Source organism: Escherichia sp. MOD1-EC6842 (assembly GCF_002965705.1).
GTDB classification, from domain to species: Bacteria; Pseudomonadota; Gammaproteobacteria; order Enterobacterales; family Enterobacteriaceae; genus Escherichia; species Escherichia ruysiae.
This window is the reverse complement of record NZ_PTRF01000019.1, coordinates 14,136-38,469: the sequence shown is the minus strand read 5'-3', so window position 1 is coordinate 38,469 and position 24,334 is coordinate 14,136. Positions and strand designations below refer to the sequence as shown.

The following is a 24,334-nucleotide window of genomic DNA, read 5'->3' as shown; positions in this document are numbered from 1 at the left end:
GCAGGGATGCAGGAGCATGAAAAGAGTCTTTATTCACTGCTGATCATTGGCGCACTGATTGCCATCGGCAATGTGCTGACCAGTAATGACCCAATCACGCCGCGCCTGTTTGCCGGTCGCGTGATCCTGGGCAGTCTGGTTTCAGTGGTGGCCGGGGCGGTACTAATTCAGATCCCGGATGCCAGCCCGCTGGCCATTCAGGGGCTGGGGGCGGCGCTGGGGATTGCCGGTTATCAGGCGGTGGAAGTGTGGCTGCGCAGACGTGCAGCGGGAAAGCAGAACGGGAGCAAGACAAATGACCCTGAGTGAAAAACAGCAATTATTCACAGTCATGGTGGCCAGTCTGATCCACTGGGCAGAAGAACATGGCTACAGACTGACGTTCGGTGAGGCTTACCGTACACCAGAACAGGCCGCGCTGAATGCGAAGAAAGGCAGCGGCATTTCTAACAGCCTGCACACCCAGCGGCTGGCGGTGGATTTCAATCTGTTCGTGAACGGTCAGTACAAAACCCGTACAGAAGATTATCTGCCACTGGGGGAATACTGGGAATCACTGGGTGGTTCCTGGGGCGGACGCTTCAAATCCAGACCTGATGGTAATCATTTCAGCCTGGAACATAACGGGGTGCGCTGATGAGCAGCGGGCAGTGGCTGGTTGTGGTGGCGCTGGCGTTTGTCTGGGGCTGGCTGACCGCTGACTGGCGGCGTGACAGCTTAGAGCTGGCGATCAATACAGCGGCGCAGGTGGCCGGTAATGAATCGCGAAAAGTAATGCAGGGCATTGCCAGTGATTCAGCCAGAGCGCTGGAAGATAAACTGGAGGCGTTAAAAAATGTGGCACCGCGTGAGATACGCACGGAAATACTTAAGCCCGTTTTTACCAATCATTGTCTGTCTGATGAGTTTGTCAGCATGTACAACAGCGCCGCAGCTGGTACCGAGCGTGCGTTATCAGGAAAACCTGAAAACTAAATGCACCACGCAGCTGCCGCGCCTGAACGGTACGACAGGAAAAGATGCAGCGGAATTACTGACAATTTATCCTGAAATTTATGGCCAGTGTGCTGCGCGTCATAATCAGTTAGTGGACGAAATTAATTTAAGAGAGAGTATGAGTGATGGAACAAATTAAACTGTGTGTTTGTGGTGTTGATATTGTTTTTGAACCAAATCAGACCGCCTACAACAAATTTATTAATGAAATGGCGATGGATAATAAAGTTGCCCCGGCACATAACTATCTGACGCGAATTGTGGCAACGGAAAGTAAAGAAGCACTGACCGAAGTATTAAAGCGTCCGGGTGCTGCACTTCAACTGGTTGGCAAAGTAAATGATATTTATGCGCCAGAACTGGAAATTGAAGTAAAAAACTGACAAAGCGAGTCCATGAAATTGAAAGAAATGGACTCGAACAATATTTAATTCTACGCCGTCATTATTTACCGCATGGTCAGGACTCTGTTGACGATATCGCCGCCGCTATATGGCTGGATAATCGGCACTGGGAATATACGGGGATCGCCGTGGCCAATGGTGTGGCAAAAGCATTTAAAGGCACTGAATGAAACAATTAGATTTTACATTAAGCCTGATTGATAAATTATCCCGCCCGTTAAAACAGGCGCAGGGTAATGTCACCGGCTTTGCGGAAAAATCAAAAGCGGCCTTTATGCAGATTGGCGGCGGCGCGATGGCGCTGGCCGGTGTCGGGATGGCGATCAGGGGCGCGTTATCACCGGCAATTGAAATGTATGACGCGCTGAATGATGTCGCCGCAAAAGGTATCGATGATTCCGCGCTTAAGACCGTTCAGCGTGATGCCCTGCGCTTCAGTACAACCTACGGTGCCAGCGCGGTGGAGTTCGTTAAATCCACGGAAAATATTAACGCTTCCATTGCCGGACTGACGGGTAATGAACTGCCGAAGGTGACGAAAGTCGCCAATACCCTGGCTTTTGCGCTCAAGTCCACAGCGGCGGACACGGCGGAATTTATGGGGCAGATGTTTGGTAACTTTTCCGCCGATGCCGCCAGACTGGGCAAGGTTGAATTTGCCGAACAGCTGGCGGGCAAGATGCTTTATATGCGCAAAACATTTGGCACAGAAATGGCCACTATCAAGGATTTGATGGAAGGTGCGCGCGGCGTAGGGACTAACTACGGCGTGGGACTGGATGAACAGCTGGCCGTTCTGGGGCAACTTCAGCGGACACTGGGAACGGAAGCCAGCAGCGCCTATGAAGGATTTATGACTGGTGCGATTGATGGCGCTAAAAAGCTGGGGCTGTCCTTTACTGACTCCACCGGCAAAATGCTGTCCATGCCTGAAATGCTGATCAAGTTGCAGGGCAAATATGGCAAAAGCCTTGAAGGGAACCTGAAAGCCCAGGCGGAACTGGATGCAGCCTTTGGTGACAGTTCTGCAGTGGTTAAACAGCTTTACGGCAATGTCGCGTTACTTCAGCGGAACATCACCGAACTGGGCGGCGCGGACGGTCTGAAGCGTACCCAGGAAATGGCTCAAAAAATGGTTAAGCCGTGGGATCGCTTTGTGCAAATCCTGAAAGCCATTCAGACCGTGATCGGGCTGACGCTGATCCCGGTGCTGTATCCGGTTCTGAATCGCCTGGCTGATATGGGGCAGACCTTTGCCCGCTGGATGCAGTTATTTCCTAACATTGCCCGTGTGATTGGTTATGCGTCGATGGCACTACTGAGCTTTGCCGCCGTGGGTGCGGTGGCCAATATCGTGATGGGAGTATCCAGATTCATCATGATGGGACTGCGCGGGATCTGGGGGGCGTTAACGGCGGTTACGAAAATCTACACGGCCACTGTCTGGCTGTCGCAAATGGCGGTAATCGCCTGGAATACCACGCTGAAGTTTTTGCGCGGTGCGTTACTGGCGGTACGCATGGCCGCAATAATGGCCGGAATTGGTATCAACCTGATGAGCTGGCCGATCCTGCTTGTGATTGGTGCCATTGCGCTGCTGGTTGTCGGTTGTTATCTGCTGGTTAAGCACTGGGACACGATAAAAGCAGCGGTGATGAATACCGAAGCCTTCCAGACATGTGCCGCCGTGGTGAAATGGCTGGCGGGGATCTTTGCTTCAGCCTGGCAATATATCAGTGAAGGATGGAACAGCTTTATTTCTTTGCTGACAGGATTTTCACCGTCTGAGGCATTAAAGGGAATGGCCACCGACATTATGTCGCTGTTTGATAATGTCTGGAAGTCAATCAAAGGGGGATTTCTTAAATCGTGGAACTGGATTGTTCAGAAACTGAATAAAATTCCCGGCGTGGATATTTCACTGGCCAGTGAAACCACGCAGCCATTAACCGGAAATACACTGTCGACGGGTGGTGATTTAAAAGGTGTGGATAAAGGTGGTATCAGCAAAACAATCAGCAGCAACAGTAAATCTGTAACCGATAACAGCCGGAAAATTGGTGAAGTGCATTTCCATACCAAAGAAGCACTTTCTCCATCCCAGCTTATGGAATGGCAGGAGCTTGGCGCATGAGTAATGTTCTCTATATCGACTTACTGATTCAGGGCGGTGACTTTGTTCTGAATACCGGTAATGAACCTGAATTATGTAATAACCGAAAAAGTATCGGGCAGGACATTATTCATTCCATTATTGAAAGCGGGTTAGCGACGGAATTAATCGCCGAACGTAGCCCGACAATGAGAGCGGATATTTTTACCCGCATGGAATTACTGATTGAAGATGATGAACGCATTGTGCCGGGTACGGTGGAAATCAGTGAAGAAAGTCAGAAGCGGCTGTGGGTAACCGCGAGTACATACGATTTTGGCGGGATCTCTGCGCAGGTGGATTTATGACGGAAAAACCGCAGGTTGATTTTGAAGAAGTGGTGAAAGACAGCGGTATGCCGGTAACGGAAGCCGAAGTGCGGGAACGCTTCAATGCAATTGCAGCAGATGAGGGAATTATCACCAATACATCCCGAATGTCACCGTTCTGGCGATTAATCACCGCTATTGTGACCGCCCCGGTGATGTGGCTTAAAGACGTTCTGGTGTTAACCGTGCTGGCCAATATGTTTGTGGCCACAGCCAGCGGGAGCATGTTGCGTTTGCTGGCCTGGGCGGTGAACGTCACGGCAAAACCGGCGAGCGCTGCACAGGGGGGGATTCGGTTCTTCAAAGAAGATGCAAAGGCCGTTGTGACGGTCAAAGCCGGGACGATTATCCAGACAGAACGCATTAACGGGCGAGTGTATGAGCTGGCTACCACTGAGGATGTGGTGATCGCTTCCGGTGCGGCCAGCGCATTGCTACCGGTGAAAGCCACTGGCACCGGGGGCGCATATAACCTTGCGCCCGGATATTACCGCATTCTGCCGGTGGCGGTCAGTGGTATCAGCCACGTGGCCAGTGAGGAAAACTGGTTGACCGTGCCGGGGGCTGATGAGGAAAGTGATGATGAACTGCGCGAGCGTTGCCGCAATCAGTTCAATCTGGTGGGGAATTACCACACCGATGCGGTTTATCGCTCAATGATCGCCAGTGTTGCCGGGTTGAGTATCGATCGGATTTTCTTTGAGCATGAAGCACCGAGGGGGCCAGGAACAGCCAACGCCTTTTTATTACTGGACAGTGGGGTGGCATCAGCGCCGTTCGTGGATGCGGTGAATGACTATATCAACACGCTGGGGCACCACGGGCATGGTGATGATATGCAGTGTTACCCCATGCCGGAAACGCTTCACGATCTGGCCGTCACGGTTTATGTCAAAAATCTGAACAACTTCAGTGACGAAGAAGTGAAAACTCTGAAGGGCGGCATTGAAAACATGATCCGCTGTGCCTTTCGTGAAAATGCTGATTATGACGTCAGAAAGACGTGGCCATATTCGCGGTTTTCCTTTTCGCAACTGGGGCGGGAAATTCATAAAACCTTTGCACAGACGGAATCACTGACATTTTCGTTGGGAGACATTACCAGTGAACTGAGCGTGCCGCGTCTGAAATCACTGACGGTGAATATTGAGAATGAATGAGTTCATGAAAAAGCTGGCCGGGATGTTCCTGCCGTCCTGGATGAATAAAGGCGAACCGGGGAAATTGCTGAAAACGGCGCGGCGGTTCTGGGCTGAGGTTTACGGCTGGGTTACCTGGCCAATGAGTCAGTTTGATCCGCTGACGTGTACACCGGCATTACTGAACCTGCTGGCTTATGACCGGGATATCACCCGCTTTGATGGTGAACCGTTGACCTTGTTCCGCAAACGCGTGGCTTTTGCCTTTGTGAATGCGCGGGATGCCGGTTCAGTAGAGGGGTTTATCAATATCTTTGAACGGCTGGGGATTGGTTATGTGGAGCTGTTAGAACGGCAACCGGGTATCGACTGGGATGTGATTCTGGTTCGGGTTACAGACAGCCAGATTGCAGACAACACGCAGTTGCTGATCCAGATAATCCGCCAGTACGGGCGAACATGCCGCCGTTATCAGTTTGAGGTGATCACGTCTGAAAGCCTGGTTATCAGGGCTGGGTGGGATCAGGGGGAATATGTGGTTTACCCGGCGACGTTAGCAGGGACGGAAGCCCGCAGCGCAGCATTCAGCGCGAGTTTGTAAGGAGGTTTTTATGTCACAGACAGCCATCACACAGGCGTTTGAAAACTGGAAAGCACAGCAGGGTGCAACGGGTGAACCGGTACTACTGGACGAATTTGTTTTTGCCAGTGTGCCGGATTTAAACCCGGATACACCTGTTGACCGCAATGAAGGGTTGCCCCCGACAGCACAGATTGTTCACCGGCAAGCTGTTACCCGTACCGGTGTGGTGGATGAAAACAGGGTGGTCTATTCCGTAGTGCTGGGCGCAGATGTGGGGGATTTCAGTTTTAACTGGATTGGTTTGCTCAATAAGGCCAGCGGTACGCTGGCAATGATTGTCCATGCACCATCACAGCAGAAACTGAAAACAAGAGAAGGGCAACAGGGGAACGTGCTGACCCGCTCATTTCTGATGGAGTACAACGGTGCACAAACAGAAACTGGGATTAATACGCCCGCTGAAACCTGGCAGATTGATTTTACTGCACGTTTGGCCGGAATGGATGAGCGCCAGCGTCTGGAAAATACAGATATTTATGGCGCGGCGGCGTTTTTTGGTAACGGGTATCTGGTAGCCAAAACCGGCAATCAGTTTTATGTCACGAAAGGCACGGGGTATGTGGCTGGACTGCGTGTGTCACTGGATGCGAATCAGGATATTACAGTGACGACAAAGTCGGTAAAAGTCTGGCTGGATGTGTGCTGGACAGGGATTCTGAGCTGTGTCTGGAGTGTACAGAGTAAAGTCACGGTTGTAGAAAATCTGACTGATTATGTTCAGAACGGTATTCAGCATTTTGTATTTGCGGTGGCCAGCATTGATGTGGATGGCAACATCACGGATTTAAGGCCAAAAGGCAGTCTGAGCGATCAACAGGCCAGCAGCGATTTTTTGCGTAAGGATGCAAACCTTACCGATATCAATGACAAGGCGGAAGCCAGAAAAAATCTTGGGCTGGGTGAGCTGGCGGTCTTAAGCATTAGCGATGTTGTGCCGGTTGGAGTACCACTTCCTTGGCCGACTGATATTCCACCAGCGGGTCACGCAATCATGCAGGGGCAGGTGTTTGATCCAGTGGCTTACCAGCGACTGGCTATTGCATACCCATCGGGTGTTCTTCCTGATATGCGCCGCCAGACGATCAAAGGAAAACCTGATGGCCGTGCAGTTTTGTCCTATGAAGATGATGGCAATAAATCCCATGCCCACACCGCTAGTGCATTCAGTACCGATCTGGGGACGAAGTCAACATCATCCTTTGACTACGGCACTAGAGCTGTGAGCACATTTGATTACGGAACCAAAACAACCGATACAACTGGTGCACATACTCATACATATGTTAAGGGGCAGGCCACTCAAAACGGAGATATCAATAGAGGTCAGGGCGGCGATAACGTAACAACTGGTAATACGGATTTGGCTGGCAACCATGCTCATATTGTAGGGATTGGCGCACATAGCCATTCTGTAGGAATTGGAGCTCACTTTCATACCGTAGCAATAGGCGCACACAGTCACACCATTACCGTCGCCGCGTCGGGCAACGCAGAAACGACAGTTAAGAATATTGCATTTAACTACATAGTGAGACTCGCATAATGACTTTTAAAATGAGTGAAACCGATCAAACAGTTACTGTTTATAACCTGCGTTCCGATACGAATGAATTTATTGGTTCGGGTGATGCTTTTATTCCTGCGCATACCGGACTGCCAGCTAACTGCACCACGATAAAGCCACCGGCAATCAAAGCGGGGTTTGTGGCGATTTTTGATTCAGAGAAGCAAAGATGGATTTCCCGTGAGGATCACCGTGGTGAGGTTGTGTTTGATACAGAAAACGGTAATGAACTGGTGATCACCGAGCCAGGCGCTTATCCGGAAAGGACAACCACGTTAGCACCAGCTAATGCCTGGCAAAAATGGAATGGTAAGGCGTGGGTGGATGATGCGGAGGCCATGCGAATTGCATTAGTCAGCGAGGCAGACGCCGAAAAGAAAAGCCTGCTTAAACAGGCCAATGACGCCATTGCCACGTTGCAGGATGCCGTTGATTTAGACATTGCGACTGAAGAAGAAGTACTTCTACTTACTGCATGGAAAAAATTCCGGGTTTTATTGAACCGTATTCAACCGGAAGATGCTCCGGAAATTGTGTGGCCGGAGGTGCCTGGAAATGTGGCGTGAAGCACGTCTGGCCTTCACAGATTCTGTTGCTGCGCTGAACTGTTCGATCGCCCCTGCGCATCCGTGGATTTATGGGCTGGGACAGCAGACAGCGAACGGGGCATATCTCAGCCCGGTTAATGCTGTTCGCTATCTTGCTGAACGCCTGGCCGGAATAGGGGGAAATGCGGACGTGGTGATTATGATGGTCACCGGACAGACGCAGGAAAACTTTATGGCCAGCCTGAATAACCTGGTCGAAATTTTCCCCGCCCCGGCATTCACGCAGGTCAAACGGCTGGCGCAATCCGCCGCTGCGCTGGCTATTGAAAAGATGCAGATCCCTGCGAAAGCCGCCGCAGCGTTACCTGCGTCCATTCCACTGTCTGTACCAACCACCAGGGCTGCGTTATCTGCTGCGGCAATCAGCAAGGCACAAAAAGCGGCGGGTGCCGGGTTTGATATCGAAGGGCTGAAAAAACAGCTGGGCGAGTTCACGCAGCTGCGTGACCAGCTTATCAGTGATGTGGCCAGCGGCCTGAATGATTTACAGGGGAAAAGTGCCAGGGCGTGGGTTTTTACTGCCAGCGGAGACACCGGCACCACGTTACTGGAACTGGTGAGGGACATTCCGCAGCAGTCTGCCGTTTACACCGCTGCCATGATGCTGGTTGGCGATAATCTTGATGGAATAAAGGGAATGATTCATGACTTCGATCCCGACACTGGCGCTTAATGGCGAGGCCATCCAGCTGAAAAACATGCGGGTGACCGTTTCACAGCAGTTTCAGGATAAAGATCAGTCCGGCCAGACCAGCGCCACAACAAAATCAGAGCAGGGAGCAAAGGGAAAGGAACTGCGGATTAGCGGTGAAATACCTTTTAAACAGCCTGAAATACTGAAGCGTATTTTTGAGCTGGCCAGTGCTACCGATGCCAGTGGTAATCGTCAGAAGTACCGCGTGGCGCATGAAGTTGCCCGTGCAGTTAATTTTCGTGAAGCAACGTTCAGCGGAATGCTGGATGCGCCCCAGCAGGACGGGAAAATGTCCTGGCTGGTGACATTCACACTGGCGGAACATATCAGCGTGCAGGAAAAGCGAGAGGCCAGGGCAACAGGTAAGACGACCGCAAAAAAACAGACTGCCGGTAGTGCGGGACAGTCCGGTGGCCAGTCTGCCGGAGAGGATGAAGAAAAACTGACGTGGTTTGAACGCAAGGTGCTGAAGCCCGTCAATGATGCTTTGGGTTAATGATGAAACCAGTAAAACGCCTTTACCTTTCAACGAATGAAGTTCACCTCGTGGATGCCAGCCTGGTACTGGAGCTGAACAGCTGCGGCCGGGGCTTCATCACCGCAGAGACAACAACCGATTACACCGGAAAACTGGTGCGGCTGGATGTGGGGTATACCGAGCTGCTTTTGCGCTGGTTTACGGGGTATGTGGAGCGATCGCAGCCCGCTGAAAACGGTTTTCAGCGTCTGTTCATTCGTGAACTGGTAGGTGTGTTTGAAAGGATGTGGCCATGTTCGTTTCAACATCCAACTTTACGCGAGGTTGCCAGCTGGCTGGAAGAAAACAGCGGGATCACGGTCAGTGTGCCTGATGCAGAGTACAGCGATACCCCTATCCCACATTTTACCCATAACGGTACCGGCTATCAGTTGCTGAACAATCTGGGCAGGGCGTTCAGTATCCAGGATTACATCTGGTACCAGTTGCCTGATGGTTCGCTTTACGTCGGCGGCGCAGAAAAATCATTGTTTGCCGGTCGTTCCGTAGAAATCCCTTCAGAGTTCAGCCAGGGGGCTGCTGGTGGTAACTCTGTGACATTACCAATGATCCAGACTATGCGGCCAGGGGGGGAGATGAACGGTGAACGCGTGACTAAAGTTCACCTGACTAATGACACGATGGCGATCACATGGACGCCGAGAAACCGCGCAACGGGTAAACCTTTGCAGAAAACACCAGCACAACGGCAGATTGAAAGCCATTACCCGGAACTGGCATCCGGGCTTCATTTGCCAAAGATGGCCAGAGTCGTGGCGCATTCAGAGCCGGTAAAAAGCGGTAATTTTGCCGATCCCTTCCGGCCACGTTACGCCGTGGACGTTCAGCTGCTTGACGCAGACGGAAACCCGGACAATCAGACGCCTGTTTACTCAGCGGTGCCGCTGCCGGTGCCAATGGCCGGGAATGATTCAGGTATGTTTCAGTTTCCGCCAGAAGGGACGCTGGTTGAGGTTGCATTCACGGGAGGCAGACCGGATAAACCCTTTATCAGGCAGACGCTGCCGGATGGTACCAGCCTGCCGGACGTTAAACCCGGTGAGCAATTGCAGCAGCAGCGGGAAGAAGTTTCCCAGCGGGTGACTCAGGCAGGAGACTGGGTAAGACAGACCGATCAGACCATCAGTGAAACATCGATGGCGCGAACCGTAAAAGCCGATACGGAACAGCGCGAACTGGTCAGCCGTGAAACCACGGTGAAAGCCACGGATAAAACCACGGTACTGGGAACCACCACATTGCTGGCCGGAGCCATCCAGCAGGTAAGTGCCGGTGATTATAGCCAGGCGGTGAAAGGTAACAGGCTGGCCAGTATTGAAGGAAACGAAGAAACGGACATAGCAGGACAGCAGTCCACTAAAGTGGGCGGTGCTGTAGCCGTGGAGGTTGGCGAAAGCCTGACAGAGAAAATTGCCGCACTGCGTAAATCAGTGGCCGCTGGCGGTCAGCAGGTCATGGGGGCAACTGTCCATATTGGCAGTGAGAGTATCAACGCCCTGACCATGATGTTGGATACCATTGATTTACTGGCAGAACTGGCACAGCAATGCGCGAGCCATTCGCACCCCACCGTTGGGACGCCAACTAATGCCGACGCGTTCACCCAGACGGCGACGAAAGCCGGGCAGACCCGGAGCAAGTACCAGAATATAATTGCCTGACCATGACCACACGCCCGCATAATGCGGGCTTTTTTATACCCATCCTCAGACGCAGCAGAACGCGTTCTCAGCACTTAAAACAACAAATTAACCCAACGCAACACATATAAAAGATCGTGCGGGCGCTGCGCTGGCGCAGCGATGCACCGACAAAATAAATCTTTCGCAGACAAAAACGTCGCTACACCGCACCCGCCTGCGGTTTCTGGATCTGGAAATTTTTTCAGTTTTATTTTTCTACAAACCTGAGCGCCAGACCGCGCCATTACTGGCGGCTTTGCGGAGAACAGAAACTGAAATGATTGACAGGAATTTCAGGTAATTACAGTTTTTAGAACCGTAAGATGATTAGGTTTTTTTATATCATTTTGATTATAAAGCAAAAATTTTATTTTTATCATATTAAATAATATTTGAAAATCGGCTCCACCAACAACGCTGATGACTGACACCTAAGCTCCACGTGGTTTAGCAGCCTTTCATGGAATGGCTACGATTGAAAAGTCTTTCATGAACGTTGACTTTATTTCTGTATCTTGGCAAATTTGGTATATAGACATCTATCGGTTGGGAAAAAAAAAGTGAGTACCACTTTAACTGTGAGTGAAGCTGCTAGCATATTGGGAATATCCCCACAAAGAGTAAGGTCATTGTGTCGTGAAGGTAAGATACCCTCGGCGAGACAGTCCGGTAAGATATGGCTCCTGGAAAGTAGCAATATTATTGAACTAAAAAATTTGATGAAAGATGAAGATAGAATGTCAAAAATTGAAACTACAAAACCAATAGCTCTTAGTTTTTTTAGTGGTGCAATGGGGTTGGATTTAGGTTTAGAGAAAGCTGGGTTTAAGACTCTCTTGGCATGTGAAATTGATAAAAGTGCGCGTAAAACGATAAAGAAAAATAAACCTGATATGGCTTTAATTGGGGATATTCGTGATTATTCCTCTCAAGAAATTTTAGAGCATGCTGGGCTTTCGCTTGGGGATGAAGTTGATTTAATTATGGGAGGGCCTCCTTGTCAGGCTTTTTCAACCGCAGGTAAACGCTTAGGATTTGAAGATGAGCGTGGTAACGTGTTTCTTAAGTATCTTGAAACAGTTTTCGAGATCAGGCCAAGATATTTTATAATCGAGAATGTTCGAGGATTATTGTCTGCTCCCCTTCAACATCGTCCCCATAGTGAGAGAGGTGAGGATTTCCCCCCCCTGAAGAATGAAGAGCAGGCTGGGGGGGTGCTAAGTTATATATATAGAATGATAAAGGCTAATGGATATAGCTGCTCATTTGAACTTTATAATGCAGCTAATTTTGGTGTTCCTCAAACACGTGAGCGTGTCGTAATGTTGTGTTCCCGTGATGGTAGAAAAATACCTTACCTTGAACCAACACATTCGCAAGCGGGAGAGTTTGGTTTACCGGTTTGGAAAACATTTGCAGAAACAGTGGCTGATTTAAATGGCATTCATCATACTCATCTTGATTTTCCTGAAAAACGGAAAAAATATTATAGAATGCTTGGGCCTGGAGAGTATTGGAAAAATCTACCGATAGAGCTTCAAAAGGAAGCATTAGGTAATTCTTTTTTTTCAGGTGGGGGTAAAACGGGATTCTTACGACGGCTGTCATGGGACAAACCGTCACCAACATTAGTTACACATCCTGCAATGCCTGCCACTGATTTGGCTCATCCTGAAGAGGTAAGGCCTTTATCTATAGAGGAATATAAAAAGCTTCAGCAATTTCCCGATTCTTGGGCTATTGAGGGGAAATTATTAGATCAATATAAGCAGCTTGGTAACGCTGTTCCTGTGGGGCTTGGTTATGCTATAGGGAAACACCTGATTAACTTTGATAATGGCATTTTACCTAAGAAGTATCCGGGGTTTAAATATTCGCGCTATAAGAATACATCTGATTTATTTTTAGAGGAAAAGTTATCTGAACAAGATGATCTTGATTTGAATTTGGCTGTGTAAAAATAAGGGGGGGGTTAGCCTCCCTTACCTGATTATACAAAATTATCTATACCATACTGTCTGATTTTTTGTTGCAGTTCTTCACTTACAGATGAAGCTATCTCTAAAACAGTTTCATATGTTCCATGCCCACCTAGTGTATCCCAATAATCTCGCCCAATTAAAATGCAAGGATCAGTATGGAAATTAAATATTTTCATGGGTGGAGTCCAGTTATATAATTCACGACGATCGCCGAATGGGTTGTAATATAAACCGAAATAAACATTGCAATCAGGGTCATTAATTTTAAGCTTAAGTAAATCTCGTTTTGCTTCTGCTGTTTGATCTATATTAGGTTTTACAGTTTTAATCGAAAAATAATTATGCTTGCCATCTCTGAAAAAATAGAGGTCTGAAATGACGCGCAACTCGTCAAAACCAGATGATGAGTGAATCTGTAGAATATGAGAATAATCATCGTTCCAACAAGGACGAGCGCCAGAACCTCTTAATCTTAGTTGCCCAATATGATGTTCTATGGCTCTTAATTGATCATGGTCAATGGTAACGAAAGTTTCTTTTTGTGTTTGGACATTTTCTGCACCTGAAGACTGTGCAATAAATGCTGAGATTCTTTCTATTACCGACTGTCCAAAACTAGTGCTGAATGATCTTTCAAAACGGCTCCAAAACACAGCTTCTTTACTTAGGAGCGCAGAATGAAAGGGCATAATTGTAGCTTCTTGTTGAAGACGCTGTAATGTCCTTTCAACACAGCTTATGAACTCTGCTCGAACTTTTTGATAGCAAATCTTATCCATGAGAAAACCGCCTATCTTTTATAAAAAATAAAGGCTGGTTGAATGCTTATAGGTATTAACCGACGAACCATGCAATGCACTACCAGCGCCATCCTCTGTTGGTAGAGCAAACATTGAAATCCTTTCCTAGATCTTGATGTGGTCAGAACGACCAAAAGAAAGGCTAAGTGGACGCAATATGGACTCAACCAACTATGAAGGGGCTACGTTTTCACGTAACCCCTTGTTTTATTTGGTGGAGCTGGCGGGAGTTGAACCCGCGTCCGAAATTCCTACATCCTCGGCACTACATGCTTAGTCTGTCTTTACATTCGCTTGCCAGCTGCGGACGGACACGCCACTAACAAACTAGCCTGATTAAGTTTTAACGCTTCAACCCCAGGCAGGGCTTCCACGCGATCTCTTTTGGGTTTGACCTCTCTTGATCCCCGTCCTAAGAGCGGAGGCTAGGGAGAGAGGGCTCTAAGCAGGTTATTAAGCTGCTAAAGCGTAGTTTTCGTCGTTTGCGACTATTTTTTGCGGCTTTTTACGAGGCCAACCGCCCCTCGGCATGCACCTTGGGTTTCGCAAATCCCGTCGAATCCAGAATCAGCCCCAATGTGTAACGGCGAGTATACCAGATTTGTGAGCGTCATGACCAGCCCCAATGGCGTTATCGTTCAGGATTTAGCGCCCGCGTAGCATGATTTTTATTCGATTAAGCAAAGGGATGACGACATCTGTATCAAATATGATAGCCGATAAGATGTGCATTCGCGCCACCGGAGAGGGGAGGCGCGGTGAGGAGCTGGTCAGTATATGTGATGCAGGTTTAACGGTGAGCGTTTTTCATGATACGCGCTTTATCAACCTGCCATTCACGTTCTTTGATGTCGGAACGTTTATCGTGCTGTTTCTTACCTTTCGCGACGCCGATTTTCACTTTGCACCAGGCATTTTTCCAGTACAGAGAGAGCGCCACTACGGTATAGCCTTCACGATTGACGCGACCATATAATGAGTCCAGTTCGCGCTGATTGAGAAGTAACTTGCGGGTACGAGTAGGATCGCACACCACATGTGTGGAAGCCACAGCCATCGGCGTGATATTTGCGCCAAACAGGAACGCTTCTCCGTCGCGCAGAAGGACATAGCTGTCGCTAATATTGGCTTTTCCTGCGCGCAGGGATTTAACTTCCCAGCCTTGCAGGGCAAGTCCCGCTTCGAACTCTTCTTCAATAAAGTATTCGTGACGGGCGCGCTTGTTAAGCGCGATGGTCGCTGAACCAGGTTTATGTGCTTTTTTCTTCGTCATAAGCGTCGTGAATCATCGGTAATCTGAAATCGAAAATACCCCATATCAATCCTGCGGGGGACAAGGCTCTATCTTAGCATGAACACGATGTTACCCAGCGCCGGGATAGCGTTTTTTTTACAGCAGGATAAATGATATTATTTGTTGGATTTTTGTTGATGGAATTTGTTATGCCTCAAATTAGCCGGACCGCACTCGTTCCCTACAGCGCGGAGCAAATGTATCAGTTAGTGAATGACGTTCAGTCTTATCCTCAGTTTTTGCCAGGTTGTACTGGAAGTCGGATTCTGGAGTCCACTCCTGGACAGATGACCGCTGCGGTAGATGTCTCTAAGGCTGGGATCAGCAAAACGTTTACTACCCGCAACCAGTTGACCAGTAACCAAAGTATTCTGATGAATCTGGTTGATGGGCCGTTCAAGAAATTGATCGGCGGCTGGAAGTTTACACCGTTGAGTCCGGAAGCGTGCCGTATCGAGTTTCATCTCGACTTTGAGTTTACTAATAAGTTGATTGAACTCGCCTTCGGTCGCGTGTTTAAAGAGCTGGCGGCTAATATGGTGCAGGCTTTCACCGTGCGAGCAAAAGAGGTTTATAGTGCCAGGTAAAATTGCTGTAGAGGTAGCTTACGCGTTACCAGAGAAGCAGTATTTGCAGCGTGTAACATTGCTGGAGGGCGCGACGGTTGAAGAGGCAATTCGCGCAAGTGGTTTGCTGGAATTGCGTACAGATATCGATTTAACTAAAAATAAAGTCGGCATTTACAGTCGTCCGGCAAAACTGAGCGATATCGTGCGCGAGGGCGATCGTGTAGAGATTTATCGACCACTGATTGCCGATCCGAAAGAGCTTCGTAGACAGCGCGCAGAAAAATCGGCGAATAAATAGCAGGCAGAAAAAAGGTGCTCACTGAGCACCTTTTTTAATCGCTATAAACAGCAAGTTTTATTCGTTGCCACTCAGCGCAGGTTTGTTATCAATATTGGTCAACACACCGCTGCTGTTAAAGGTCAGCGTCAGAGTTTGCTGCGTTACACCTTCATGGCCTGGTTGCTGGCGGAAGACATAGAACCAGGTATTCGTACCAAATGGATCGGACATCAGCGGTGTACCCAATGCGTACGCAACTTGTTGTTGCGTCATGCCAACGCGTATTTTGGACACGTCGTTAGCGGTCAGATAGTTCCCCTGGTTGATGTCAGGACGGTAAACCACTCGCTCCAGAGTGGAACAGCCTGCGGTCAACATCAATAGTACTGCTGCTGCAGCAGTCAGCGTTTTACAGCGCATAGTGATTTGATTCCTTTTCGGGCCCGAGCAGTACGTGGCTCATCTGTAATATGCCGATGATAATAGACCTTTCATCACTTTAAAACCTTTTGCTTTCCGGTCTTACGGCGTTTTGCTGTTTATTCTGACCGTGAAGCAGGAAAAAAGTTTACGCTGCCAGTAGTTCTTTCGCGTTCGCCAGCGTGTTGCGTGTGACTTCACTGCCGCCAAGTAGGCGCGCCAGCTCTTGTAACCGCGCCTTTTTATCCAGGGATTGCATATGCGTTTCGGTCATCGAACCATCGGTTTCTTTGCTGACAAAATAGTGTTGATGACCGCATCCTGCGACTTGTGGCAGGTGGGTAACACACATCACCTGGGTTGATTCACCAAGCTGACGTAGCAGTTTGCCGACAACTGCCGCTGTCGGACCGCTAATCCCCACATCCACTTCATCGAAAATAAGCGCCGGGGTTTCCATTTTACGCGCGGTGATGACCTGAATTGCCAGTGCGATACGGGACAATTCACCACCGGAGGCGACTTTGGCAATAGGCTGCATTGGCTGACCTGGGTTGGTGGTTACCCGAAACTCAATACGATCAGCGCCGTCAGTGCCCAGGTGATGTTCGTCAAATTTAACATCAATCGTAAACTGGCCATGCGGCATTGAGAGCGCATGCATACTGTCGGTGATCAGCTGTGCAAGTTCTTCTGCATATTGCTGGCGTTGTTGGTGTAATGCGCGCGCGGTTTCCAGTGCCTGCTGATGATGTTTCGTTACCGCCAGCGCGAGCGTTTCTTGTGAGTCGGCCTGATCGTCCAGTTGCTGCTGTTCTTCCAGTAGCGACTGGTAATACTGTGGTAATGCCTCAGGGCTGACGTGATGTTTACGTGCCAGCGAAATCTGTTTTGAGATGCGCTGTTCAAGTTCAAACAGTCGGTTGGGATCGAGATCCAGACGATCGCAGTAGTGGCGCAGTTCGTCGCTGGCTTCAGCAATCTGGATGGTAGCTTCTTCCAGCATATCAAGTACGCCGGACAGTTTGCTGTCCATGCCAATCAATTCGCTCACCAGTTGTTTAGCCGTGTAAAGCTGACTTTGCAGGTTTGCGTCTTCACCGTCGGCCATTAATGCCAATGCATTCTGGCTGGTGGTCAGCAATTGACCGCTGTTCGCCAGACGTTTGTACTCTTCGTCGATTTGCTCAAACTCTCCGGGCTGCGGATTAAATTCGTTAAGTTCTTTTAATTGGTATTGCAGCAGTTCCGCACGGGCAGCGCGTTCCTGACTTAACTGTTGATGATGCGCGAGGTCACGGCAGCTTTGATGCCACAACTGATAACGTGCGGTCATTTCCTGGAGCAGAGACGTTTCATTGGCGTAGCCATCAAGCAGGAATTTCTGATGCTCAGGTTTGGTGAGTAACTGATGAGCGTGTTGACCATGGATCTGAATCAGCAACTGACCCAGTTCGCGTAGCTGAGACAGCGGAACAGCCGTACCGTTGATAAAACCACGAGAGCGGCCATCACTACTGATAACACGACGAAGCAGGCATTCGTGGCCATCTTCCAGTTGGTTTTCTTCCAGCCAGTGCAGTGCTGCGGGCGTATCTTTTAGAGAAAAACGGGCGCACAAATCAGCGCGGGCAGCGCCGGTACGCACCATGTCGGCTTCAGCGCGACCACCGAGACACAGGCCGAGAGCATCTATCGCAATAGATTTACCCGCGCCGGTCTCGCCGGTTATTACGGTCATGCCGCTGTGAAAATCAATCTCAAGCTCACGAACGATAGCAAAATTGCTGATGGTCAGTTGTGCCAACATAGTTGTTTTCCTGTATGAAAAACCATTACTGTTATTGTGTACAGTATAAACTGGTTTTATATACAGTAAAGAGGCTGGCATAAAATTAGAATAATTTTTTTGACCAGCCGAGTTTGGTACTTAATGTATTGAAATAGCTGTAATCTTTCGGATGAATTAGATTCAGATGGTAATCACAGCGACGAATCAGGACATCTTCACCTTCCTGAATCGGCAGTGCTATCTGACTGTCACAACTGATTTCCAGGTCGTTACGTCGATGCGAAAAACGCAGGCGGATCGTGCTGCTGCTGTTTATGACCAGTGGTCGCGCTGACAACGTATGCGGGAACATGGGCACCAGGGTAATCGCATCCAGAGAGGGGGTCAGAATTGGGCCACCCGCCGACAGAGAATAGGCGGTAGAGCCTGTAGGTGTCGAAATAATCAGTCCATCAGATCGCTGAGAAAACGCAAAGATCTCGTCGATGTACACTTCGAACTCAATCATATGCGCCACTTTGCCAGGATGTAGTACCACTTCATTAATCGCGGTGCTGATGCGTTTCTGGCAATCTTGCTGACAGACCTGCGCTTCCAGCAAAAAACGTTTCTCGCTGATGTAATGACCTTCCAGCACATCGGCTAATTGTTGCTGGGCGTTATCGGGATCAAGGTCAGTCAGGAAACCCAGGTTGCCACGGTTGATTCCAATAACTTTAATATCGTAACGGGCGAGCGTGCGCGCCGCGCCCAGCATATTACCGTCGCCACCAACGACTACCGCGAGATCAGCCAGTTGCCCAATCTCCGCGAGCGTACCAGTTTTCACATTCTTCAGTTGTAGTTCGTGAGCGATTTGCTGCTCGACGATGACCTCGTAACCTTTTGTGCACAGCCAGCGGTAGAGCATTTCATGTGTTGTCAGTGCAGTAGGGTGCCGTGGGTGTCCCACAATGCCAATACACTTGAAATGATTATTCATTTTTCCGAGGTCCTTGTTGCGAAGATTGATGACAATGTGAGTGCTTCCCTTGAAACCCTGAAACTGATCCCCATAATAAGCGAAGTTAGCGAGATGAATGCGAAAAAAACGCGGAGAAATTCATGAGTAGTAAAGAACAGAAAACGCCTGAGGGGCAAGCCCCGGAAGAAATTATCATGGATCAGCACGAAGAGATTGAGGCAGTTGAGCCAGACGCTTCTGCTGAGCAGGTGGATCCGCGCGATGAAAAAATTGCGAATCTCGAAGCTCAGTTGGCTGAGGCTCAGACCCGTGAACGTGACGGCATTTTGCGCGTAAAAGCGGAAATGGAAAACCTGCGTCGTCGTACTGAACTGGATATCGAAAAAGCGCATAAATTCGCGCTGGAAAAATTCATCAACGAATTGCTGCCGGTGATTGATAGTCTGGATCGCGCGCTGGAAGTGGCTGATAAAGCTAATCCGGATATGTCTGCGATGGTTGAAGGCATTGAGCTGACGCTGAAGTCGATGCTGGATGTAGTACGTAAGTTTGGCGTTGATGTGATTGCCGAAACTAACGTGCCGCTGGACCCGAATGTGCATCAGGCTATCGCAATGGTGGAATCTGATGATGTAGCGCCGGGTAACGTACTGGGCATTATGCAGAAAGGTTATACGCTGAACGGTCGTACGATTCGCGCGGCGATGGTTACTGTAGCGAAAGCAAAAGCTTAATTACTGTTTTCGTAATAAATTACGGCCCGGCATGTGAATGCTGGGCCGTTTTCGTTACTCCGCCACACTCTCGCGCAGCGGTTTCACAGGAAAAACTTTTACCTGCTTAATCATATTGTCCTGTACGTCGAGAATATCGATATCGTACTCGCCAATACGCACGCGAGTGCCTGCGACAGGAATCTCTTCCAGTGCTTCCAGAATGACGCCATTAACCGTGCGTGCATCGTCTTCCGGCAGATGCCAGTTAAAGGCTTTGTTGATTTCTCGCACGTTGGCGGTGCCATCAATAATCACCGAACCGTCGTTTTGCGGAGTGACTTCTTCGGCAAGCGTTGGCGACATCGACGTGGTGAAATCGCCGACAATCTCTTCCAGAATATCTTCAACCGTCACCAGCCCCTGAATATCGCCGTATTCGTTGACAACCAGGCCGACTTTCTTTTTATTGCGTTGAAATTTAACTAATTGGGTACTGAGCGGCGTGCCTTCCGGCACAAAATAGATTTCGTCCGCAGCGCGCAGCATAGTTTCTTTAGTGAACTCTTTTTTCTCCGACATGAGCCGCCAGGCTTCACGCACACGCAACATGCTGATAGCGTCGTCCAGCGAGTCGCGGTACAGCACTATGCGCCCGTGAGGAGAGTGGGAGAGCTGACGGAGAATCGATTTCCAGTCATCGTTGATATCAATACCGATAATTTCACTGCGCGGCACCATGATGTCATCAACGGTCATTTTTTCCAGATCGAGTACCGACAGCAGCATATCCTGGTTACGACGGGAAATTTGTGACCGCGATTCGTGCACAATGGTGCGCAACTCTTCTTTACTCAAAGAGCCGCTAACCACGATATCGGTTTTGATGCCCATCATGCGCATTAACATGCGGGTGATCGCGTTCAGCAACCAGACCAGCGGCATCATCAAAATTTGCAGCGGAGCTAACAGAAAACTACTCGGATAGGCGACTTTTTCCGGGTACAGCGCGGCAATGGTTTTCGGCAATACTTCGGCAAAAACCAGCACTACGAAGGTCAGTACGCCAGTCGCAATTGCCACACCCGCATCGCCGTACAAGCGCATCCCAACAATAGTGCCGAGCGCGGAGGCAAGAATATTGACCAGGTTATTGCCGATTAACACCAGGCTTATCAGGCGGTCTGGCTTGCGTAGTAATTTTTCGACCCGTTTAGCCGAACGATTACCCTGCTTCGCCATATGCCGCAGACGATAGCGGTTGAGTGTCATCATTCCGGTTTCGGAGCCGGAAAAATAGGCTGAAATGACCACCATGATGATCAGAATTATGATCAACGTGGTAGTAGAGATATGTTCCAGGGGAAACTCCTTTTCTGGTTTTAGCTGATTAACTGCTGGACAATTCGGCTGCCAAAGTAGGCCAGTGTAAGGATGACCGCTCCTGCAACGTTAAACCAAACGACGCGGCGCCCACGCCATCCTTCATGATAATGCCCCCACAGCAGCACAATATAGACAAACCACGCCACAATAGAGAGCACGGCCTTGTCAATATTTTCCATGCTAAATAAGTTGTGCATGTAGAACAGGCCGGTACAAAGAGTGAGCGTTAACAGCACCACGCCAATTTGCGTAATGTGGAACATTTTACGCTCAATACTCATCAGCGGCGGCATTTCCTGATTGAATGCCAGCTTCTTGTTCTTCAGTTGATAATCAATCCATGCCAGTTGCAACGCGTACAGGGCGGCAATAATTAGCGTGGCATAGGAAAAGAGCGATAAGCCAATGTGCACCAGCATTCCTGGCGTTGCTTCCAGATGAGTGATGTATTCATTGGGCATGAAGGTCGCCAGCGCCAGATTGATGAGCGCAAAGGCATAAACAATCGGCAACAGCAGCCAGCCACGGTTGCGTGAGGCCACGATGGTCATTACCGTACAAATCATCAGGCTGACCAGCGAACCGACATTCAACAGGCTAAGGTTTTGTCCGCTATCGCCGCCAGGCAAAATGCGGGCTTCAAGAGCGATAGCGTGGCAGACCAGCGCGATGACCGCAGAAATAATAGCCATTCGCCGCCAGCCGCCGTTTTTTTGCAGCAGACCGGGAACAATCAGCGCGAGACTGACGGAGTAGGCGACGAGCGCGAGCAGAGCAAAAACGGGCATAGTGATGTCGACAGTTTGAGCAATGAGAAAGAAAAGCAGTATAGCGTCAGGTGAACGCTGCTCCAACCGTTGCATAACAACAAAGACGCCTTCATGTTATACTGCGGCAAAATACAGATGATGTGTCGCGATTGCGGCCAACCGTTTCCACCCCAGGCGAGAGACAATGTTTGATAATTTAACCGATCGTTTGTCGCGCACGCTGCGCAATATCAGTGGCCGTGGACGCCTTACTGAAGACAACGTTAAAGATACGCTGCGCGAAGTGCGCATGGCGCTGTTGGAGGCGGACGTCGCTCTGCCGGTAGTGCGTGAGTTTATCAATCGCGTAAAAGAGAAAGCGGTTGGTCATGAAGTTAATAAAAGCCTGACGCCGGGGCAGGAGTTCGTCAAAATCGTCCGTAACGAGTTGGTTGCGGCGATGGGCGAAGAGAACCAGACCCTGAACCTGGCTGCGCAACCGCCTGCGGTGGTGCTGATGGCGGGCCTGCAAGGTGCCGGTAAAACAACCAGCGTGGGTAAACTCGGTAAGTTCCTGCGCGAGAAGCACAAGAAGAAAGTGCTGGTGGTTTCTGCCGACGTTTATCGCCCGGCGGCAATCAAACAGCTTGAGACGCTGGCCGAACAGGTAGGCGTCGATTTCTTCCCTTCAGATGTTGGTCAGAAGCCGGTTGATATTGTTAATGCGGCGCTGAAAGAAGCCAAACTGAAATTCTACGACGTGCTGCTGGTGGATACCGCCGGTCGTCTGCACGTTGACGAAGCGATGATGGATGAGATCAAACAGGTCCATGCGTCGATTAACCCGGTTGAAACCCTGTTTGTGGTTGACGCCATGACCGGTCAGGATGCCGCCAATACGGCAAAAGCGTTCAATGAAGCGTTACCGCTTACCGGCGTAGTGTTGACTAAAGTGGACGGCGATGCGCGTGGCGGTGCGGCGCTTTCTATTCGCCATATTACCGGCAAGCCCATCAAGTTCCTCGGTGTTGGCGAGAAAACAGAGGCGCTGGAGCCGTTCCACCCGGATCGTATCGCTTCACGCATTCTCGGCATGGGCGATGTTCTGTCGCTGATCGAAGATATCGAAAGCAAAGTTGACCGCGCGCAGGCTGAGAAATTAGCCAGCAAGCTGAAAAAAGGCGATGGCTTCGATCTCAACGATTTCCTTGAGCAGTTGCGCCAGATGAAAAATATGGGCGGCATGGCCAGCCTGATGGGCAAGCTGCCGGGCATGGGGCAGATCCCGGATAACGTGAAGTCCCAGATGGACGATAAAGTGCTGGTGCGTATGGAAGCCATCATCAACTCGATGACGATGAAAGAGCGCGCTAAGCCAGAAATCATCAAAGGTTCGCGTAAACGCCGTATCGCTGCCGGTTGCGGTATGCAGGTGCAGGACGTTAACCGTCTTCTGAAGCAGTTCGACGACATGCAGCGCATGATGAAGAAAATGAAGAAGGGCGGAATGGCGAAGATGATGAGAAGCATGAAGGGTATGATGCCCCCAGGCTTCCCAGGCCGCTAATCGGCCTGGCTTATTTGCCATTTTGGCACCGGGGTATGCTCGTCATCCTCACGTACTGGGGTACGCTCCGGTGACTGCGCGCACTCCGGCACCAAACTGGCTGCGCCGCCAGCGGCCTTTTAATGCCGGGTTAGCAACTGTTGGTTGCAATTTCTGCAAAAATGAGTAAAATTTTCGGGCTTTTAATATGACACCGGACTCCGTTCCTCGATGGGGTCCGGTTGTTTTATTCACACAAGAGGATGTTATGGTAACTATTCGTTTAGCACGTCACGGCGCTAAAAAGCGTCCGTTCTACCAGGTTGTTGTCGCTGACAGCCGTAATGCACGCAACGGTCGCTTCATCGAGCGCGTTGGTTTCTTCAACCCAATCGCTAGCGAAAAAGAAGAAGGCACTCGCCTGGATCTGGATCGCATCGCTCACTGGGTTGGCCAGGGCGCAACTATTTCTGATCGCGTTGCTGCGCTGATCAAAGAAGTAAACAAAGCAGCTTAATCTGTCACGGTGGTCATGATGAGCAAACAACTCACCGCGCAAGCACCTGTTGATCCCATCGTTTTGGGAAAAATGGGTTCGTCTTACGGTATTCGTGGGTGGCTCAGAGTGTTTTCTTCCACCGAAGACGCCGAAAGCATTTTTGACTATCAGCCCTGGTTTATCCAGAAGGCGGGTCAGTGGCAGCAAGTCCAGCTGGAAAGCTGGAAGCACCACAATCAGGACATGATCATCAAGCTGAAAGGTGTTGACGATCGTGATGCGGCGAACCTGCTGACGAACTGTGAAATTGTCGTGGATTCATCGCAGCTGCCTCAGCTTGAAGAGGGTGACTACTACTGGAAAGACCTGATGGGCTGTCAGGTAGTGACCACTGAAGGCTACGATCTCGGTAAAGTCGTCGACATGATGGAAACCGGATCTAATGACGTTCTCGTCATTAAGGCAAACCTGAAAGATGCGTTTGGTATCAAGGAACGTCTCGTACCGTTCCTCGATGGGCAGGTTATCAAGAAAGTCGATCTCACTACTCGTTCAATCGAAGTAGATTGGGATCCTGGTTTTTAAACCACC

At 49.7% G+C, this 24,334-nt stretch carries 29 protein-coding genes and 1 other RNA gene; 22 read left to right on the top strand and 8 right to left on the bottom strand.

The features are described 5' to 3' along the window. Nucleotides 1–6 precede the first annotated feature (6 nt). The 16 genes from A7Z29_RS19040 to A7Z29_RS18965 all read left to right on the top strand — a co-directional run bounded on the left by A7Z29_RS19040 (nt 7) and on the right by A7Z29_RS18965 (nt 12,707). Complete coding sequence (locus tag A7Z29_RS19040) at nt 7–309, top strand: phage holin family protein (protein ID WP_001155239.1); 303 nt, start codon at nt 7–9, stop codon at nt 307–309. Then, on the top strand, nt 296–637 hold the full coding sequence (locus A7Z29_RS19035; RefSeq protein ID WP_052912098.1) for a M15 family metallopeptidase: 342 nt from the start codon (nt 296–298) through the stop codon (nt 635–637). Before A7Z29_RS19040 ends, A7Z29_RS19035 begins: the two co-directional genes overlap by 14 nt. Further along, a complete protein-coding gene (locus A7Z29_RS19030; protein WP_105290639.1) occupies nt 637–975 on the top strand; it encodes a hypothetical protein in 339 nt (112 codons plus the stop codon). The genes A7Z29_RS19035 and A7Z29_RS19030 overlap by 1 nt, the downstream gene beginning before the upstream one ends. After that, entirely contained in the window at nt 947–1,135 is a 189-nt protein-coding gene (locus A7Z29_RS19025) for a hypothetical protein (RefSeq protein WP_001270302.1), read from the top strand. The genes A7Z29_RS19030 and A7Z29_RS19025 overlap by 29 nt, the downstream gene beginning before the upstream one ends. Continuing rightward, entirely contained in the window at nt 1,122–1,379 is a 258-nt protein-coding gene (locus tag A7Z29_RS19020) for a putative phage tail assembly chaperone (protein ID WP_052912093.1), read from the top strand. The genes A7Z29_RS19025 and A7Z29_RS19020 overlap by 14 nt, the downstream gene beginning before the upstream one ends. Further along, nucleotides 1,376–1,570, top strand: a complete 195-nt coding sequence (locus A7Z29_RS24100) for a DUF6890 family protein (protein ID WP_371000211.1) — start codon at nt 1,376–1,378, stop codon at nt 1,568–1,570. Before A7Z29_RS19020 ends, A7Z29_RS24100 begins: the two co-directional genes overlap by 4 nt. Next, a complete protein-coding gene (locus A7Z29_RS19015) occupies nt 1,567–3,534 on the top strand; it encodes a phage tail tape measure protein (protein ID WP_105290638.1) in 1,968 nt (655 codons plus the stop codon). Before A7Z29_RS24100 ends, A7Z29_RS19015 begins: the two co-directional genes overlap by 4 nt. Further along, nucleotides 3,531–3,860 (top strand): DUF2590 family protein, encoded by a 330-nt coding sequence (locus A7Z29_RS19010; protein WP_040080368.1) that lies wholly within the window; start codon nt 3,531–3,533, stop codon nt 3,858–3,860. The genes A7Z29_RS19015 and A7Z29_RS19010 overlap by 4 nt, the downstream gene beginning before the upstream one ends. Then, on the top strand, nt 3,857–5,041 hold the full coding sequence (locus tag A7Z29_RS19005) for a baseplate J/gp47 family protein (RefSeq protein WP_105290637.1): 1,185 nt from the start codon (nt 3,857–3,859) through the stop codon (nt 5,039–5,041). Before A7Z29_RS19010 ends, A7Z29_RS19005 begins: the two co-directional genes overlap by 4 nt. After that, nucleotides 5,034–5,621 (top strand): hypothetical protein, encoded by a 588-nt coding sequence (locus A7Z29_RS19000; RefSeq protein WP_123058422.1) that lies wholly within the window; start codon nt 5,034–5,036, stop codon nt 5,619–5,621. Before A7Z29_RS19005 ends, A7Z29_RS19000 begins: the two co-directional genes overlap by 8 nt. A gap of 10 nt (nt 5,622–5,631) precedes the next feature. After that, on the top strand, nt 5,632–7,206 hold the full coding sequence (locus A7Z29_RS18995; RefSeq protein ID WP_105290635.1) for a phage tail-collar fiber domain-containing protein: 1,575 nt from the start codon (nt 5,632–5,634) through the stop codon (nt 7,204–7,206). Next, the gene (locus A7Z29_RS18990; protein ID WP_105290634.1) at nt 7,206–7,793 is read left to right on the top strand and encodes a tail fiber assembly protein; all 588 of its coding nucleotides are present in this window, start codon (nt 7,206–7,208) and stop codon (nt 7,791–7,793) included. The genes A7Z29_RS18995 and A7Z29_RS18990 overlap by 1 nt, the downstream gene beginning before the upstream one ends. Continuing rightward, a complete protein-coding gene (locus A7Z29_RS18985; RefSeq protein ID WP_105290633.1) occupies nt 7,783–8,508 on the top strand; it encodes a hypothetical protein in 726 nt (241 codons plus the stop codon). Before A7Z29_RS18990 ends, A7Z29_RS18985 begins: the two co-directional genes overlap by 11 nt. Further along, on the top strand, nt 8,480–9,025 hold the full coding sequence (locus A7Z29_RS18980; protein WP_000200800.1) for a baseplate complex protein: 546 nt from the start codon (nt 8,480–8,482) through the stop codon (nt 9,023–9,025). The genes A7Z29_RS18985 and A7Z29_RS18980 overlap by 29 nt, the downstream gene beginning before the upstream one ends. Next, entirely contained in the window at nt 9,025–10,728 is a 1,704-nt protein-coding gene (locus A7Z29_RS18975) for a hypothetical protein (RefSeq protein ID WP_105290632.1), read from the top strand. The genes A7Z29_RS18980 and A7Z29_RS18975 overlap by 1 nt, the downstream gene beginning before the upstream one ends. A gap of 581 nt (nt 10,729–11,309) precedes the next feature. Beyond that, complete coding sequence (locus A7Z29_RS18965) at nt 11,310–12,707, top strand: DNA cytosine methyltransferase (protein ID WP_105263914.1); 1,398 nt, start codon at nt 11,310–11,312, stop codon at nt 12,705–12,707. A 32-nt stretch (nt 12,708–12,739) separates the two neighbouring features. Here A7Z29_RS18965 and A7Z29_RS18960 read toward each other — a convergent pair whose 3' ends face one another. From A7Z29_RS18960 to smpB, 3 genes are all read right to left on the bottom strand, one after another. Continuing rightward, complete coding sequence (locus A7Z29_RS18960) at nt 12,740–13,510, bottom strand: TdeIII family type II restriction endonuclease (RefSeq protein ID WP_105263913.1); 771 nt, start codon at nt 13,508–13,510, stop codon at nt 12,740–12,742. 233 nt (nt 13,511–13,743) lie between these two features. After that, nucleotides 13,744–14,106: a transfer-messenger RNA gene (ssrA, locus tag A7Z29_RS18955) on the bottom strand. 215 nt (nt 14,107–14,321) lie between these two features. Further along, nucleotides 14,322–14,804 carry an SsrA-binding protein SmpB gene (gene smpB / locus A7Z29_RS18950; protein WP_000162574.1) on the bottom strand — a complete coding sequence of 161 codons (483 nt, stop codon included), beginning with the start codon at nt 14,802–14,804 and terminating at the stop codon, nt 14,322–14,324. Between the two features lie 170 nt (nt 14,805–14,974). Here smpB and ratA point away from each other — a divergent pair, with 170 nt between their 5' ends. Together ratA and A7Z29_RS18940 are read left to right on the top strand one after the other, a co-directional pair. Next, nucleotides 14,975–15,412 carry a type II toxin-antitoxin system toxin RatA gene (gene ratA, locus A7Z29_RS18945; RefSeq protein ID WP_024191158.1) on the top strand — a complete coding sequence of 146 codons (438 nt, stop codon included), beginning with the start codon at nt 14,975–14,977 and terminating at the stop codon, nt 15,410–15,412. Next, a complete protein-coding gene (locus A7Z29_RS18940) occupies nt 15,402–15,692 on the top strand; it encodes an RnfH family protein (protein ID WP_032226002.1) in 291 nt (96 codons plus the stop codon). Before ratA ends, A7Z29_RS18940 begins: the two co-directional genes overlap by 11 nt. A gap of 57 nt (nt 15,693–15,749) precedes the next feature. Here the strand turns inward: A7Z29_RS18940 and bamE are convergent, their stop codons facing one another. From bamE to nadK, 3 genes are all read right to left on the bottom strand, one after another. Beyond that, nucleotides 15,750–16,094: an outer membrane protein assembly factor BamE gene (bamE, locus tag A7Z29_RS18935; RefSeq protein ID WP_001203438.1), complete on the bottom strand. Its 345-nt coding sequence runs from the start codon at nt 16,092–16,094 to the stop codon at nt 15,750–15,752. Between the two features lie 148 nt (nt 16,095–16,242). After that, nucleotides 16,243–17,904 carry a DNA repair protein RecN gene (gene recN, locus A7Z29_RS18930; protein WP_105280593.1) on the bottom strand — a complete coding sequence of 554 codons (1,662 nt, stop codon included), beginning with the start codon at nt 17,902–17,904 and terminating at the stop codon, nt 16,243–16,245. 85 nt (nt 17,905–17,989) lie between these two features. Beyond that, nucleotides 17,990–18,868 (bottom strand): NAD(+) kinase, encoded by an 879-nt coding sequence (gene nadK, locus A7Z29_RS18925; RefSeq protein WP_001059169.1) that lies wholly within the window; start codon nt 18,866–18,868, stop codon nt 17,990–17,992. Between the two features lie 122 nt (nt 18,869–18,990). Between nadK and grpE the strand changes: the two genes are divergently transcribed. Then, nucleotides 18,991–19,584, top strand: coding sequence for a nucleotide exchange factor GrpE (gene grpE / locus A7Z29_RS18915; protein ID WP_010351929.1), 594 nt, complete (start codon nt 18,991–18,993; stop codon nt 19,582–19,584). Between the two features lie 54 nt (nt 19,585–19,638). Here the strand turns inward: grpE and A7Z29_RS18910 are convergent, their stop codons facing one another. Together A7Z29_RS18910 and A7Z29_RS18905 are read right to left on the bottom strand one after the other, a co-directional pair. Next, nucleotides 19,639–20,925 carry an HlyC/CorC family transporter gene (locus tag A7Z29_RS18910; protein WP_010723175.1) on the bottom strand — a complete coding sequence of 429 codons (1,287 nt, stop codon included), beginning with the start codon at nt 20,923–20,925 and terminating at the stop codon, nt 19,639–19,641. Between the two features lie 20 nt (nt 20,926–20,945). Continuing rightward, nucleotides 20,946–21,737: a cytochrome C assembly family protein gene (locus A7Z29_RS18905; RefSeq protein WP_024165125.1), complete on the bottom strand. Its 792-nt coding sequence runs from the start codon at nt 21,735–21,737 to the stop codon at nt 20,946–20,948. Nucleotides 21,738–21,903: 166 nt separating this feature from the next. Between A7Z29_RS18905 and ffh the strand changes: the two genes are divergently transcribed. The 3 genes from ffh to rimM all read left to right on the top strand — a co-directional run bounded on the left by ffh (nt 21,904) and on the right by rimM (nt 24,328). Next, nucleotides 21,904–23,265 (top strand): signal recognition particle protein, encoded by a 1,362-nt coding sequence (ffh, locus tag A7Z29_RS18900; protein ID WP_000460035.1) that lies wholly within the window; start codon nt 21,904–21,906, stop codon nt 23,263–23,265. A gap of 247 nt (nt 23,266–23,512) precedes the next feature. Beyond that, on the top strand, nt 23,513–23,761 hold the full coding sequence (rpsP, locus tag A7Z29_RS18895) for a 30S ribosomal protein S16 (protein ID WP_000256450.1): 249 nt from the start codon (nt 23,513–23,515) through the stop codon (nt 23,759–23,761). Between the two features lie 18 nt (nt 23,762–23,779). Then, on the top strand, nt 23,780–24,328 hold the full coding sequence (gene rimM / locus A7Z29_RS18890; protein ID WP_000043335.1) for a ribosome maturation factor RimM: 549 nt from the start codon (nt 23,780–23,782) through the stop codon (nt 24,326–24,328). The last annotated feature ends 6 nt before the right edge of the window (nt 24,329–24,334 follow it).